The organism is Pseudoalteromonas sp. SG45-3 (assembly GCF_014164075.1).
Lineage (GTDB): Bacteria > Pseudomonadota > Gammaproteobacteria > Enterobacterales > Alteromonadaceae > Pseudoalteromonas > Pseudoalteromonas distincta.
Window position 1 is genome coordinate 409,407 of sequence record NZ_JACJEN010000001.1, and the last position, 14,714, is coordinate 424,120.

General features: G+C 40.7%; 15 protein-coding genes. 1 reads left to right on the forward strand and 14 read right to left on the reverse strand.

Going from position 1 to position 14,714, the window contains the following annotated elements:
* Window positions 1-38: 38 nt before the first annotated feature.
* Window positions 39-278 carry an RNA-binding protein gene (locus H5126_RS01820; protein WP_002958513.1) on the reverse strand — a complete coding sequence of 80 codons (240 nt, stop codon included), beginning with the start codon at window positions 276-278 and terminating at the stop codon, window positions 39-41.
* 255 nt (window positions 279-533) lie between these two features.
* Here H5126_RS01820 and H5126_RS01825 point away from each other — a divergent pair, with 255 nt between their 5' ends.
* Window positions 534-1,820, forward strand: a complete 1,287-nt coding sequence (locus H5126_RS01825; protein ID WP_182695327.1) for a VCBS domain-containing protein — start codon at window positions 534-536, stop codon at window positions 1,818-1,820.
* Between the two features lie 80 nt (window positions 1,821-1,900).
* On the opposite strand, the gene lipA is transcribed toward H5126_RS01825, so the two are convergent.
* From lipA to leuS, 13 genes are all read right to left on the reverse strand, one after another.
* Complete coding sequence (lipA, locus tag H5126_RS01830) at window positions 1,901-2,866, reverse strand: lipoyl synthase (protein ID WP_002958515.1); 966 nt, start codon at window positions 2,864-2,866, stop codon at window positions 1,901-1,903.
* On the reverse strand, window positions 2,863-3,516 hold the full coding sequence (gene lipB, locus H5126_RS01835) for a lipoyl(octanoyl) transferase LipB (RefSeq protein ID WP_010554695.1): 654 nt from the start codon (window positions 3,514-3,516) through the stop codon (window positions 2,863-2,865). Before lipB ends, lipA begins: the two co-directional genes overlap by 4 nt.
* Window positions 3,517-3,535: 19 nt before the next feature.
* Entirely contained in the window at window positions 3,536-3,814 is a 279-nt protein-coding gene (gene ybeD, locus H5126_RS01840; RefSeq protein WP_002958517.1) for a DUF493 family protein YbeD, read from the reverse strand.
* Between the two features lie 174 nt (window positions 3,815-3,988).
* A complete protein-coding gene (locus tag H5126_RS01845) occupies window positions 3,989-5,152 on the reverse strand; it encodes a serine hydrolase (protein ID WP_002958518.1) in 1,164 nt (387 codons plus the stop codon).
* Window positions 5,153-5,251: 99 nt separating this feature from the next.
* On the reverse strand, window positions 5,252-6,016 hold the full coding sequence (locus H5126_RS01850; protein ID WP_182695326.1) for a septal ring lytic transglycosylase RlpA family protein: 765 nt from the start codon (window positions 6,014-6,016) through the stop codon (window positions 5,252-5,254).
* Window positions 6,016-7,122, reverse strand: a complete 1,107-nt coding sequence (gene rodA / locus H5126_RS01855; RefSeq protein ID WP_002958520.1) for a rod shape-determining protein RodA — start codon at window positions 7,120-7,122, stop codon at window positions 6,016-6,018. The genes H5126_RS01850 and rodA overlap by 1 nt, the downstream gene beginning before the upstream one ends.
* Complete coding sequence (gene mrdA, locus H5126_RS01860) at window positions 7,119-8,987, reverse strand: penicillin-binding protein 2 (protein WP_033020633.1); 1,869 nt, start codon at window positions 8,985-8,987, stop codon at window positions 7,119-7,121. Before mrdA ends, rodA begins: the two co-directional genes overlap by 4 nt.
* A 9-nt stretch (window positions 8,988-8,996) precedes the next feature.
* Window positions 8,997-9,467 carry a 23S rRNA (pseudouridine(1915)-N(3))-methyltransferase RlmH gene (rlmH, locus tag H5126_RS01865; RefSeq protein ID WP_002958522.1) on the reverse strand — a complete coding sequence of 157 codons (471 nt, stop codon included), beginning with the start codon at window positions 9,465-9,467 and terminating at the stop codon, window positions 8,997-8,999.
* A gap of 37 nt (window positions 9,468-9,504) precedes the next feature.
* On the reverse strand, window positions 9,505-9,822 hold the full coding sequence (rsfS, locus tag H5126_RS01870) for a ribosome silencing factor (protein WP_002958523.1): 318 nt from the start codon (window positions 9,820-9,822) through the stop codon (window positions 9,505-9,507).
* A 55-nt stretch (window positions 9,823-9,877) separates the two neighbouring features.
* Window positions 9,878-10,513, reverse strand: a complete 636-nt coding sequence (gene nadD / locus H5126_RS01875) for a nicotinate-nucleotide adenylyltransferase (protein ID WP_024594705.1) — start codon at window positions 10,511-10,513, stop codon at window positions 9,878-9,880.
* A gap of 17 nt (window positions 10,514-10,530) precedes the next feature.
* Window positions 10,531-11,568: a DNA polymerase III subunit delta gene (gene holA, locus H5126_RS01880; RefSeq protein WP_002958525.1), complete on the reverse strand. Its 1,038-nt coding sequence runs from the start codon at window positions 11,566-11,568 to the stop codon at window positions 10,531-10,533.
* Complete coding sequence (gene lptE / locus H5126_RS01885; protein ID WP_024594704.1) at window positions 11,568-12,059, reverse strand: LPS assembly lipoprotein LptE; 492 nt, start codon at window positions 12,057-12,059, stop codon at window positions 11,568-11,570. The genes holA and lptE overlap by 1 nt, the downstream gene beginning before the upstream one ends.
* A gap of 1 nt (window position 12,060) precedes the next feature.
* Entirely contained in the window at window positions 12,061-14,649 is a 2,589-nt protein-coding gene (gene leuS / locus H5126_RS01890; RefSeq protein ID WP_024594703.1) for a leucine--tRNA ligase, read from the reverse strand.
* Window positions 14,650-14,714 lie beyond the last annotated feature (65 nt).

Sequence of the window (14,714 nt, forward strand, 5' to 3'; positions counted from 1 at the left end):
AGCATTAGCTGGTTTTTTTGCATAGGTTGCAGTTAGCTTTATGCGTCTGCAAGTTTTACGCGGATCTTACTTTTATCAACAGTAGATTGGTTAAGTGCAGTAATTGCGCTTTTACTTTCTATGTCGTTTGGCATTTCTACAAAGGCAAAACCTTTAGATTGGCCAGTTTCTTTATCAAGTACCAAGTTACAAGTAGTCACTTTACCGTGCTCTGCAAATAAAGTACGAAGCTCATGCTCAGTGGTAGCACGAGACAAGTTACGAACTAATAGTTTCATAATGAACCTAAATAATTATGTCAGTATTAATTATCTCAAGTAACTCAGGTTTAACCTAATTTTATTTTAAAACAAATATAAATAAACACTCTATAGAAATAATTTTTTGTATCACTATGAAAATAATAGATTTTATAATTAAATTTAAAATATCAGTAAATTGGTAATGTTAATTGGTAATTGAGTTGTGGTTATTTGTACAATAAATTGGTAAATTAATATTTAATTAACTTACTATTAACCGCAGAACTACTCATGTCTAAATATACCCTTAAACCCTGTAATACAGTTACAGCTATACTTCTATCTTGTTTAGTTACTGGTTGTGGCAGCTCAGGCTCTGATCCTACGGTGCAAAATAATGAAGCGATTTCTTCACAAACTCCTGCAACAATTGGTGGTAACACTCTAGGTGAAGTTATTAGCGATAGTAATGATGCAATAACAGGCTCGTTAACTATTACGGATCAACAATCAGGTGAAGCTGCTTTTGTAGCACAAGAAAATAGCGCTACAAGCTATGGTTTTTTTAGCTTAAATGCTGGTGGAGATTGGTCATACACACTTGACGATTTAAACGCTTCAATAACATCTTTAAGTGAAGGTGAAACACTACAAGATACAATAACAGTAAACTCTGTAGATGGTACCAGCGCACAAATTATCATAACAATTGTAGGTGCACCAATAGCTCAAGCTGATGGCTTTGAGAAAATATCACACGTTTTATTGCGATCAGATGGCGTTAATTCGGGGCTTGACGCATACACGCTTATTGAAAATGCCTTCGGCGAAGGGTCAATTGAATCTCCAGACTTATATGCTGGCAATCATCAAAGTGTTGTCCATATTATTGAAGATACCGATACGATAATTGGTAACCATTTTGTCTTTTTAGCTCACCGAGATGATGACCAAGATAAAGACAAAGGCGTAAGTGATAGACAACGTAACGAAATAAAAACCTACGATAAATCACCACAAGAAACACTGGCGTTTGAGGGTGAGACATTTCAATATAGCTGGAAATTTAAAGTAAGCAGCGAGCTTGAGCTTACGAGTAAGTTTAGCCATTTTTTTCAAATAAAAGCTCGAAATGACAGCAACGATAATACTAATGGCAACGACGACCAGCCTGTTATTACGCTCTCTGGAGCACAAAAAAACAGTACAGGTAATCAGCTGCAAGTGCGATATAGTGCAGGCTTTGATGAAAACGGTAACAGCACAGGGCTTGATAAAAACCTCATTGAAACCGACTGGTCACTCATTACAGATGAATGGGTCAAGGTATTTGTACAAGCTACATTTAGTGAAAACGGTAAGTTTGATATGACGTTAACGCGCTTAAGCGATAATGCAGAGATATTTAATATAAGCGAGCAAAACATAGATATGTGGCGCGGCTTTAGTGATGCTGATTTTGCTCGCCCTAAGTGGGGAATTTACCGCTCAATTGTTGAAACCGACAGCCTTCGAGTTGATGAAGAACGTATTAGGTTTGCTGATTTTTCTATTACAAAAGGTAAGATAGCGCAGTAAGCTATTTTATCAATTAGCATGAAAAAGCCGTTAATAATTATGCATCATTAACGGCTTTTTTAATTTTTTGATAAAAGTGATTATTTCACTTCTTTACCCGCTGCTTGTTGATCAGCATGGTAGCTTGAACGTACAAACGGGCCAGAAGCCGCGTGAGTAAAGCCAATTTCATCTGCATACGCTTTTAAGCCATCAAATTCTACTGGTGGCACGTAGCGTTTAACCGGTAAGTGATGCTTAGAAGGCTGTAAGTATTGGCCTACAGTAAGCATGTCTACGTTGTGCGCACGCAAATCACGAAGTACTTCTTCTATTTCGCTAATTTCTTCACCTAAACCTACCATTAAGCCTGATTTAGTTTTTACTTCTGGGTGAGCTTCTTTAAAGCGACGAAGTAATTCTAATGACCATTTGTAGTCAGCACCTGGGCGCGCTAGTTTGTATAAACGTGGCGCAGTTTCTAAGTTGTGATTAAACACATCTGGTGGCGTCTCGATTAAAATCTCTAGTGCGCGGTCCATACGGCCACGAAAATCAGGTACTAATATTTCAATAGTGATAGTGGGATTATGTTTACGAATCTCGCGAATACAATCAGCAAAGTGCTGTGCACCACCATCACGTAAATCATCACGGTCAACTGAAGTGATTACAACGTAGCTTAGCTTCATATCTTTAATAGTAAGTGCTAGCTTTTCAGGTTCAGTGGCATCAGGTTTTAATGGGCGACCATGAGCAACATCACAAAATGGGCAACGACGAGTACAAATAGCACCTAAAATCATAAAGGTAGCTGTACCGTGGTTAAAACATTCAGATAGGTTAGGGCACGAAGCTTCTTCACATACCGAGTGTAAGCCATGCTTACGTAGCGCTTTTTTAATACCGTCAATACGATCGGTTGATTTAGGTAAGCGAATTTTTAACCATTCTGGCTTACGCAACATTTCAGTTTTTTCTGTAGGTAAAACTTTTACTGGGATCAACGCCATTTTTTCTGCGTCGCGTAGTTTTACACCTGGTTCCATTTTGACTGGTTTATTCATTCGTTTTCAAACCCTTCAGTATGCTTAACCTGTGTTGCATTAAGCTTCTTGATCATGTGTTTCACCAATCCTTCACCCGCACTTTCTAGGTTTTGAGGACCATCTAATTCTTTAGTTTGCACCATATTCATGCCCGCATAACCACATGGGTTAATGCGTAAAAATGGACTTAGGTCCATGTTAACATTTAATGCTAAGCCATGAAACGAGCAACCACGACGAACCCTTAAACCAAGGGATGCAATTTTACTGTCATTAACGTATACACCTGGTGCATCAGCTTTAGCATAAGCTTCAATACCATACTCGGCGAGTGATTCAATAATGCACTCTTCAAGCCAAGTAACCAGTTCACGTACACCAATCTTTAAACGACGTAGATTAAATAATACATACATCATTTGCTGGCCTGGGCCGTGGTAAGTTACTTGCCCGCCACGGTCAACTTTAATCACCTCAATGTCGCCAGGAGCTAGTAAGTGTTCGTCCTTACCAGCCTGACCTTGGGTGAATACACTCTCGTGCTCTACAAGCCAAATTTCATCTGGCGTATTTTCATCACGGGTGTCGGTAAAGTCCTGCATTTTTTGCCAAATTGGCATATAACGCTGACGACCCAGTTGGCGTACGATCAAAGTGTTTTCGTTCACAACAAATCTCAACTATGGATTAAAGCATGTGGCGTACGTCATCAATATTGCTGATCACGTTGTAAATTTCTTCAATGTGTTTGCCACTAGTAACTGTTGCTACAAGGCTTACTGACTCGTAATTACCTTTGCTGCTTGGTTTTACTTTAGGGGCGTAATCGCCAGGTGCTATTGGTTGTAACTTAGCTAAAATTTGATCAGTTAAGTTTACGTTAGCTAAACCCATTATTCTGAATGTAAATGGGCAAGGGTACTCTAGGTACTCATCAAATTTAGTATCTTTAACAGGTTGAACCACGACGGTGACTCCTCATACAAAAGTGTGGACTCTATGCAAGCTTGAAGCTTAATACAGATAGGCAATTAGCAGTCTTGCTTATATGGGGCGCATTCTAACATTTTTCAAGCAAAAAAAAACGCCTCACAGTGGAGACGTTTAAATTAGTTACCTAGTTAATAGGGGAGATATAAATTACTGCATGATCTGTAAGCGTAAGTAATCATAAATTTTGCTAAAGAAGCTGCCTTCTTCCACTTCTTCAAGTGTAACTAGTGGGTATTGAGCAATATCTTCGCCCTCTAGTTGTAAGAATAACGTACCTACTTTAGTACCTTTAGCAAGTGGTGCTTCAAGCGTATTATCTAGCTCAAAGTTAGCTTTAAGGTTTTTATGCTGACCACGTGGGATAGTAATTGGTGTATCTTCTAAAATACCTAAAGATACGTTCTCTTTGTTACCCATCCAAATACGTTGTTCTGCAAAGCTATCGCCTGCTTTGTACGGAGTAATTGTTTCATAAAAACGAAAACCATAGTTAAGTAGCTTTTTACTTTCTACTTTACGAGCTCGTTCGCTTGAGGTACCCATAACAACAGCAATTAAACGCATATCGTTTTTAGTTGCTGAGGTAACTAGGCTGTAACCAGCTTCTGATGTATGCCCTGTTTTAATGCCGTCAACATCTAAGCTTTCATCCCATAATAATGAGTTACGGTTATATTGTTTAATGCCGTTATAAGTAAATGACTTTTGCTTATAAAGTGCATATTCATCTGGCACATCACGAATAAGAGCAGCACCAAGTGTCGCCATATCGCGTGGAGTTGTGAAGTGCTCGTCAGTATCAAGGCCGTGGCTGTTGATAAAGTGACTGTTGCTCATACCTAATTTAGCAGCATGGGCATTCATTAAATCAGCAAATGCGCTTTCGCTTCCAGCAATATGCTCAGCCATTGCTACACATGCATCATTACCTGATTGAATAATAATACCGTGGTTAAGCTCATCAACACTAATTTGTTTACCTACTTCAATAAACATCTTTGAAGATTCTGGAAAGTTTTTAGCCCATGCTTTTTCGCTTACCGTTACCATATCGGTAGTGGCAATATTACCTGCTTTAATTTCAGTACCAATTACATAACTGGTCATCATTTTAGTTAAACTTGCAGGTGCTAGCTGTGTATCGGCTTCACCTTCAGCAATAACTTTACCAGTTGTAAAGTCGACTAAAAAATAACCTTTCGCATTAACTTGAGGTGGTGCCGGAATAATTTGGGCGCTGGCTGAGAATACGGCGGCTGTACAAACTAGGCCGCATACACCTTTGAGGATTTTATGTTTAATAGATTTCATCATACTCATTAATGGTTAAAGTTAAAGATTCGCGTTACGCCATTTTATACCCAAACTACCCCGAGATGCGAGCATCTTGGGCTGGTTTGGGTATTAGTCTTACTGAGTGTAAAGCAAGAACGCGTTTTGAAATTGATTTTGTTTTAATTTTTTTAATACTTCGTCTGCATGAGGGGTGTCTTTTATTGGCCCTAAATGCAATCTGTAAATATCGTCTTTTTGCACAATATTTGTTGGTAATTTGTATTGCTCTCGCAATGTGCTGGCAAGTGCTTCAATATTAGCAAGTGTACTACCTGCAGCTACCTGAATATAGGTTTGACGCGCAGTTGCGCCCGCAAGCGTAACGGCCTCTAGCTTAACCTTTGCTGTACCATGGGTGTAGTAGCCAAGCTTATAAGCGGCTGCGTACGAAAGATCAATTATTCTATCGTCATGAAATGGGCCACGGTCGTTCACGCGTACGATTACCGATTTACCATTTGCTGTATTGGTTACTTTAACAAAGCTAGGTAGTGGCAGCGTTTTATGCGCTGCGGTCATGGCAAACATATCATACGTTTCACCATTTGAAGTGTGATAACCATGAAATTTACGACCATACCAAGAGGCAATGCCTTCCTCACTATAACCCGTCTCATCAAGCATGGGCGAATAGCTTTTACCAAGCACTGTGTATGGGCGGCTAGCGCTAGCACTTTTAGTGGTTTCGGTAACTATAGCGTCTTGCATCTCAAGTGTAGTTGGAGCTCTTAATGGCGCTGCATCATGACGCATACTATAACGGCTACTTGGCCCACTACTACAAGCACTTAAAAGTAAAATTAATAATGTAGTAAATATAAACTGATTCGTGTGTCGCATTATTTTAAAAGCATCCTTTTATCTGTCGCGATTGACATAATAATGCCAAATCCTGCCATTAACGTCACCATCGATGTACCACCATAACTAATCAGTGGTAAAGGTACGCCTACAACAGGTAATAAACCCGATACCATGCCTATGTTTACGAATACATATACAAAAAAGGTGAGTGTGAGTGCGCCTGCGAGCAATTTACCAAATGCATCTTGTGCATTAACAGCAATGTATAAACCACGACCAATAATAAATAAGTACAGGCTAAGTAAAACACATACGCCGAATAAGCCAAATTCTTCGCTTAAAACCGAAAATATAAAGTCGGTGTGGCGCTCTGGCAAAAACTCTAATTGCGATTGTGTACCAAGCAACCAGCCTTTACCTTCTATGCCGCCTGATCCAATAGCAATTTTCGATTGAATAATATGATAACCCGAACCAAGCGGATCGCTCTCAGGATCTAAAAAGGTGAGTACACGTTGTTTTTGATAATCGTGCATACCGTAGTGCCAAAATGGCCATGCAGCAAGCGCTACAATCGAGCTTAAAAACCCTATTAAACGCCAACTCAACCCAGACAAAAATAATACAAATATACCTGAGCTTGCAATAAGTATAGCGGTACCTAAATCGGGTTGTTCTTTAATTAATAATGTAGGGAGCATTACAATCATAAAACCAATAATTAAATGTAGCGGGCGAGGTGGTAAGTGATTTCTACCTATATACCAAGCTACCATCATCGGGACTGCCAACTTCATTAATTCTGCAGGTTGAAACCGTGTCACCCCTAAATTGAGCCAACGCTGCGCGCCTTTTGAGCTTACTCCAAATAAAAGTACACCGACTAGCATTAATAACCCAACACAATAAAGTGGGATCACTAACCGCTTTAACGTGGCAGGCGAAAACTGGGCTAAAACAATCATAGCAACAATCGCACCGCCCATGCGGGTCATATGCCTAATCATCATAGAAGACTCTTGCCCGCTTGCGCTGTAAACAACCATTATGCTGCCAGCCATCATTATAAGTAGTGCAATAAGCAGCGGTAGGTCGAGGTGCATACGCATCCAAATAGAGCGTTTATCGTGCAAAGCGGTCATGGTGTCTCGTTCCTTGCAAGATTAACAGGGTTGGCTGCAAAGTAGTAATCCATAAGTTGGCGAGCTATTTGAATGCCGCCGTGGTTGTTTTCTAATACAACAGAAACCACAATTTTAGGATCGCTATAAGGTGCAAAGCCTACATAAATTGTATTATCGCGTTGGCGTTCTTTAAGAGATTCTGCATCGTAACGCTCACCTTGGGCAATACTAACTACTTGCGCGGTACCGGTTTTACCAGCCGAGTCGTAGTTAGTCCCTTTAAATGCTTTGTGGGCTGTGCCTGATATTTTTTGTACTGTATTATGCATTGCATCTAACGATACCTGCCAATGGCGCGGATCTTTTAAAATAACAGGGGGTTTTTCTTCGTTGTTAATTTGCGTTATGTCGTTATCTTTTTTTATTACTTGCACCAAATGAGGTGGATGATTAATACCACGATTAACTAATATGTTAGTTGCATTTGCAATTTGAATAGGTGTGGCAGTCCAGTAACCTTGGCCAATGCCTACCGAAATAGTATCACCGCGCCACCAAGACTCTTTAAAGCGTCCTTCTTTCCATTCTTTTGAAGGTAGAATAGCAGTAGTTTCTTCGTGAATATCAATACCTGACAAATCGCCGTAGCCAAAACGGGCCATAAAATCGCTTATTTTAGTAATGCCTAATCGATAAGCCGCATCGTAAAAATAGGTATCACACGACTCTTCAATCGCTTTATATACATCTACATGACCATGGCCCCAACGTTTCCAATCTCGCCATTTATGTTCAACATTTGGAATTTGAAAAAAGCCAGGATCCCACATTGATGTTGACTCATTTACTATATTTTCTTCAAGCGCTAATACTGCCATTAAAGGCTTTACAGTAGAGGCCGGCGCATAACGACCTTGCGTAGTACGGTTTATTAATGGTCGGTCTTGGTTAAGCAGCGCTTTATAATTTTTGCTGCTAATGCCGTGTACAAATAAGTTTGGATCGTAACTTGGGTTTGAATAAAGTGCCAGCACGCCGCCATCTTTGGCGTCCATAACTACAACAGCGCCACGCATATCTTTAAGCGCATGTTGTGCTATTTGTTGCAAGCCCACGTCTAAAGTAAGTACTAGGTCGCTACCAGGTTGCGGTTGGGTCATGCTCAGGGTGCGTATTACACGGCCACGGTTATTAACTTCTACCCGTTGTGAGCCTACTTTACCGTGCAGTGTTTCTTCGTAATATTTTTCTATGCCGAGTTTGCCAATATCATGTGTGGCGCGGTAATTGGTTGCACGGTCTTCTTGTTCTAATTGGTTTAGCTCTTTTCTATTAAGCTTGGCAACGTAACCGAGCGCATGCGTTAGTGTGTCGCCAAATGGGTAGTAGCGTGCAAGGCGTGCCTCAATGCTAAAACCAGGGAATTTATGTTGATTAACCGAAAATTTCGCCACTTCTGTTTCGTCTAAGCGAGCTTTTAATACTTGTGATTTAAAACGACGGGTGTGTTTTATATCTTTTAAGAAGTCTTGTTTGTCTTGCTCTGTAATCGCAATTATTTTACTTATTTGATCAAGCGATTCGTCAAGGTCGTCTACCTCTTCGGGGATGACCTCAAGGTTGTAAACAGGTTTGTTTTCAGCAAGTAGCACACCGTTACGGTCGTAAATTAAACCACGGTTGGGTGCAATAGGAATAACTTTAATACGATTATCGTTGGAGCGGGTTTGGTAGTCTTGGTGATCTTCGACCTGAATAGTATAAAGATTAGAAAGCAATACTGCGACTAATCCTAATACAAAAACAAAACCCACGAATGCTCGCCTAGCAAATAAGTTTGCTTCTGCGGAGTGGTCACGAATAGTGGGTCTATGTTTTAGCATGGCAAGGGGTTACTCGCGATGATAAGGATGGTTGTTATTTAAGCTCCAGCCTCGGTAAAGGCTCTCTGCAACAATTATACGCACCAAAGGATGCGGCAATGTTAAATTAGATAACGACCATTTTTGCTCAGACGCTGCAATACACTCTGGAGCAAGTCCTTCAGGTCCGCCAATAAGTAAACTTACATCGCGGCCATCGAGTTGCCATTTTTCCATATTTTTAGCAAGTTGGTGAGTATCCAGTGCTTTCCCTGTTACCTCTAACGTTACAATACGATTGCCTTTTGGAATAGCCGCTAATGTTTTTTCACCTTCAATGTGTAAAATACGCTTTATATCTGCATTTTTACCACGTTTACCGGCTGGAATTTCGATTAACTCTAGCGCCATATCCTTAGGGAAACGGCGCTGATATTCTGCAAATCCCGTTTCTACCCATGCTGGCATTTTAGTACCAACAGCAATCATTTGTATTTTCACGTATTACTTCCAAGCATTGTCTAAAATGAGTGAGCGTTTAGCCCCACAGTTTTTCTAGATCGTAATAGCTACGTGCTTCGTTTTGCATCACGTGTACAACCACATCACCTAAATCAACCAGTGCCCATTCGCCGTCGCCTTCACCTTCATAACCTAGTGGCTCTGAATCTGCATGACGCGCTTCTTTTGCTAAGTGATCGGCAATTGACTGTACGTGGCGTTTAGAAGTACCAGAACAAATTACCATGTAATCTGTAATATCTGATGTTTCAGTTACGTCAATATGAACGATGTCACGCGCTTTCATATCGTCAATTTTGTCCATAGCAAAGGCGAGTAGTTGTTTTGAATCCAAGGTTTTGTCTCAATTTAAAAATTTAATGGCGCGCATTTTAACACGCTAGGAGTTTTTAAGCATCAATTTGATAGAGCTGATGCACTTCTATGTAATGACTCACTGCATCGGGCAATAGTTCATTCTTTTTATTACTTTTTTTTAGCTGCTTGCGAATTGTACTTGAGGCTGCATCGAGCATTTCGCCCGGTAAAAAATAAAGTTTACCTGCAAGTGAGTGTTTAAGTGCCGCTACTTCGCCAGCATTTGCGTGTTGCATATAGCTTTTGAGCTCACCTTTTACAGTGCAATGTTGAGCTGGGCGCTGGTACACCACAATATGGCAAAGCTGTGTTATTGCCTTCCACTCAAACCACTTATCGAGATTGTTAAACGAGTCCATACCAATTAAAAATAAAATAGGTGTAGTGGGGTGCTCTTTACGAAGTTCTTGCAAACTAAGTAGCGAATACGATGGACCAGCTCGGTTAAGCTCTCTTAAATCGAGTTCAAAATGAGGATAAGGTGCAATAGCTGCGTTTAGCATATTAATACGGTGCTGCGTACTAATTCCCGGAGCTGCTTTATGTGCAGGGAGTGCACAGGGCATAAAATAAAGCGTATCTAAATTAAACGCATTAACGCATTGCTGCGCCATATTTAGATGGCCTAAATGGACGGGGTCGAAAGTGCCACCAAAAATTGCGATCATTTAACACCCATTATTTATTAATTAACCGCGTGGCACGGCATAGGAATGTTGAGCGGCTGGCAAAATTTAATACAAATATGAGCAAGCGCTTGGTAAGGTGCAATTAAATTACCTTGCTTGTAACTGGCATCAAACAACGCAACATCACTGTTTATTTGTTCCAGTGTGTGCATATTTAAACGGTTAATTGCGTTTTGAACTGGACCTTGTTGGTTTTTCCAAATTGCTTTTTGTTTAAATAAATTTGCTATGGGTTCGCCATTTAATAAACCAAGTTGCACACTTATAAGTGTATTAAGCTCTTTGGTTATAGCCCACAAAATACTCACCACTTCGGTGTTATCGCTGGCAAGTTTGTTTAGTACTTTTATAGCTTGTTTAGCGTGGCCATTTAATAGTGCATCGCTTAAATCAAAAATATCAAACTTGGCTTGATTTAACAGCCCTTGCATAACTAGTTGCTGAGTAATTAATGCATTGCCGTGTAGTAGCGAGAGCTTTTCAAGCTCCTGAAAACAGGCTAATAAGTTGCCTTCAGTGGCATTTATTAAGCTTACTTTGGCGTCGCTTTGCATATTAAGTGATAAACGTTGGCATTGCTCATCAAGCCATCGTTTTACGTGAGAGCCCGTAAGTGGGTAGCAAGGTACGAACACGCCTAGTTTATCAAGGGCTTTAAACCACGCACCACGTTGTACTTCTTGACTGGCTTTAGCGCCTTTAACAATTAAAATAGTATCGGGATTAACCAGCTCAACTACTTTTTTAAAGGTATTACTGCCAATAACGCCTGGCTTTTGTTGGTTTAAATCAAGCTCAATAATAGTGCGGGCGCTAAACAGCGACATGCTCTGATACTGGGCTATGATTTCTTGCCAATCGAATCCTTGCATTAAAGTAAACTTAATTACTTCATCAAAACCTTGTTGCTTAGCACAGTCGCGAATTTGTTGTACGCACTGCGCTTCTTGAAAAGGCTCTTCACCAAATACTAAATAAAAGGGCTTTAGCCCTTTATTTAATTCACTCGGTAGTTGATTAGCATAGCAGCGCATTATAGTTGCGACAGCTCTCTAACAATACGACGACTGGCTTGCTCACGAATCTCGCTAATGAGTAGCTCAAGCTCTTTTGCTTTTGCTAATGCATGATCCGGATCGTCTTGGTAATTACGGTAAAGCTCAAAACGTTTTTCTATCGCTTTTTCGCCAGGGAGTTTAACTACATACGACACGCCATAAGCAAGTTCGTATTCAGCAACCTGACCATTTTGAAACAGCGAAAGAGTTTGGCGTTCAATACTTTCTTTGCGTAAATACAATTGGGCTTTATCTTTAGCTGACGATACTAGCTCTACGTTACTCGCTTTAAGCTCTTTTTTAAGCTCAGTAAATAAAGTCGATTTTTCATCATCGCCTACAAGTGTTAGCTGTTTTAAGTTATCAGGCAAGCTAGAGGCTTTTTTTAAATGAAAGCCACAGCTTGATAACAAAAAACAGACTAGCACTAAGGCTAGTCCATTTTTAATGGCGTTAAATGCAGCCATATTAGTTAGCTACCACGTTAAGTAGTTTACCTGGAACGTAAATGATTTTACGAATAGTTGCGCCATCCGTAAATTTAGTTACGTTAGATTCTGCAAACGCAAGGGCTTCTACTTGCTCTTGAGTGGCATCAGCTGCCACTGTTAACTTAGCGCGAAGCTTGCCGTTTACTTGTACGATGATTAGTTTTTCATCTTCAACAAGAGCCGACTCGTCAACTTTTGGCCACTGCGCATCTAAAATCTCGCCTTCTTTACCAAGCTCTTTCCAAAGCTCATGTGATAAATGCGGAGTAATAGGTGCAAGCATAATAACTAATGCTTCAAGTGCTTCGTTAGCAATCGCTACATCTTGTTTGTCGCTCAGTGGTGCTTTTAATAACTTATTAGAAAGCTCCATAATGGCTGCAATAGCGGTGTTAAAGGTTTGACGACGTTCAACATCATCAGTCACTTTAGCAATTGCTTTGTGTAAGTCGCGACGTAGTACTTTTTGCGGGTTAGTGAGCGCTGATTTATCAAGTGCTTGGTAACCTACTGTTTTAACATCTACTGCGTATTTCCATACACGTTTTAAGAAGCGATGTGCGCCTTCAACACCTGAGTCTGACCATTCAAGCGTTTGCTCTGGTGGTGCTGTAAACATCATAAATAAACGCACTGTATCTGCACCGTATTGGGCAATTACTTGTTGTGGGTCTATACCGTTGTTTTTAGACTTCGACATTTTACTCATGCCTGATGAGAATACCGGCTCACCGTCTTCTTTATGCCATGCTTTAGTTACGCGGCCCTTGTCGTCGGTTTCGGTATTTACATCGCTTGGCGAAATCCATACATCGCCGCCTTTTTCATCTTTACGATAAAATGTTTCAGCAAGCACCATACCTTGACAAAGTAAGCGGTCGAACGGCTCGTCTGAATTTACTAAACCAAAGTCACGTAATAATTTATGGAAAAATCGCGAGTACAATAAGTGTAAAATAGCGTGCTCAATACCACCAATGTATTGGTTTACTGGTAACCAATAGTTAGCAGCCGCTGGATCTAGCATGCCTTCGTCGTAGCGTGGGCTACAGTAGCGTGCGTAGTACCAAGATGATTCCATAAAGGTGTCAAACGTGTCAGTTTCGTGAAACGCAGGTGCGCCATTTACTGTTGTTTTAGCCCATTCAGGGTCTGCTTTAAGAGGTGACGTTACACCATTCATTACCACATCTTCTGGTAAGCGAACTGGTAGCATATCTTCTGTTGCTGCAAGTTCTTTGCCTTCTTCGTCGCTCAGCATTGGGATTGGAGAGCCCCAATAACGCTGACGGCTCACACCCCAGTCACGTAGACGGAAGTTTACTTTGCGCTCCCCAACACCGAGTGCTTCAAGCTTGTCGGCAATGGCTTTAAACGCGGCGTCAAAATCAAGACCATCAAATTCACCTGAATTTACAAGTACGCCTTTATCGGTAAATGCTTCTTGCTCAAGGTTTACTTCAAGACCTGAGCCTTCAACCGGTGCAATTACTTGTTTAATATCTAGGCCGTAAGCCGTTGCAAATTCAAAATCGCGTTGGTCGTGTGCAGGTACCGCCATAACAGCGCCTGAGCCGTAATGCATTAATACAAAGTTAGCGACCCAAATTGGTACTTGCTCGCCCGTTAATGGGTGAGTTGCGTAAAAGCCTGTTGCTATGCCTTTTTTCTCCATTGTTGCCATGTCTGCTTCGGCAATTTTGGTGTTTTTGCATTCTTCAACAAACATTGCAACAGCATCGCTATTTTTAGCGGCTTCTTGTGCAATAGGGTGACCACCAGCAACAGCAACATACGTAACACCCATAAAGGTGTCTGGACGAGTTGTGTATACACTAAAAGTTTCGTCGTTATCGGTGCGTTTAAATTCAATATCACACCCTTCAGAGCGGCCAATCCAGTTACGCTGCATTGTTTTAACTTGCTCTGGCCAATCTTCCAACTTGTCTAAATCGTCAAGTAGTTCTTGTGCGTAGTCGGTAATTTTAATAAACCACTGTGGAATTTCTTTTTGCTCAACCACAGCGCCTGAACGCCAACCGCGACCGTCAATAACTTGCTCATTAGCTAATACTGTTTGATCCACTGGATCCCAGTTAACCGTCGACATTTTTTTATACACTAAGCCTTTTTCGTAAAGCTTAGTGAAAAACCACTGCTCCCACTTGTAGTATTCTGGATGACACGTCGCAATTTCGCGATCCCAGTCATAACCAAAACCTAATTGCTTAAGCTGTGTACGCATGTAGTCAATATTTTCGTATGTCCACTTAGCAGGTGCTGTTTTGTTTTTAATAGCAGCGTTTTCTGCAGGTAAACCAAACGCATCCCAACCCATAGGTTGCATTACGTTTTTGCCTTGCAGGCGCTGGAAACGAGAAACAACATCACCAATGGTGTAGTTACGTACATGACCCATATGCAGTCGACCACTCGGATAAGGAAACATAGAAAGGCAATAATACTTTTCTTTGCTCTCATCTTCAGTGACTTTAAATACCTGGTTTTCTTCCCAGTAGCTTTGTACTTTTGACTCTATATCTTGCGGGTTATATTGCTCTTGCATCTATGGTTCCAGACTTCTTGCAAACTAATAAAAAATTGCCATTAGGATACCCCAAATAAAGTGCT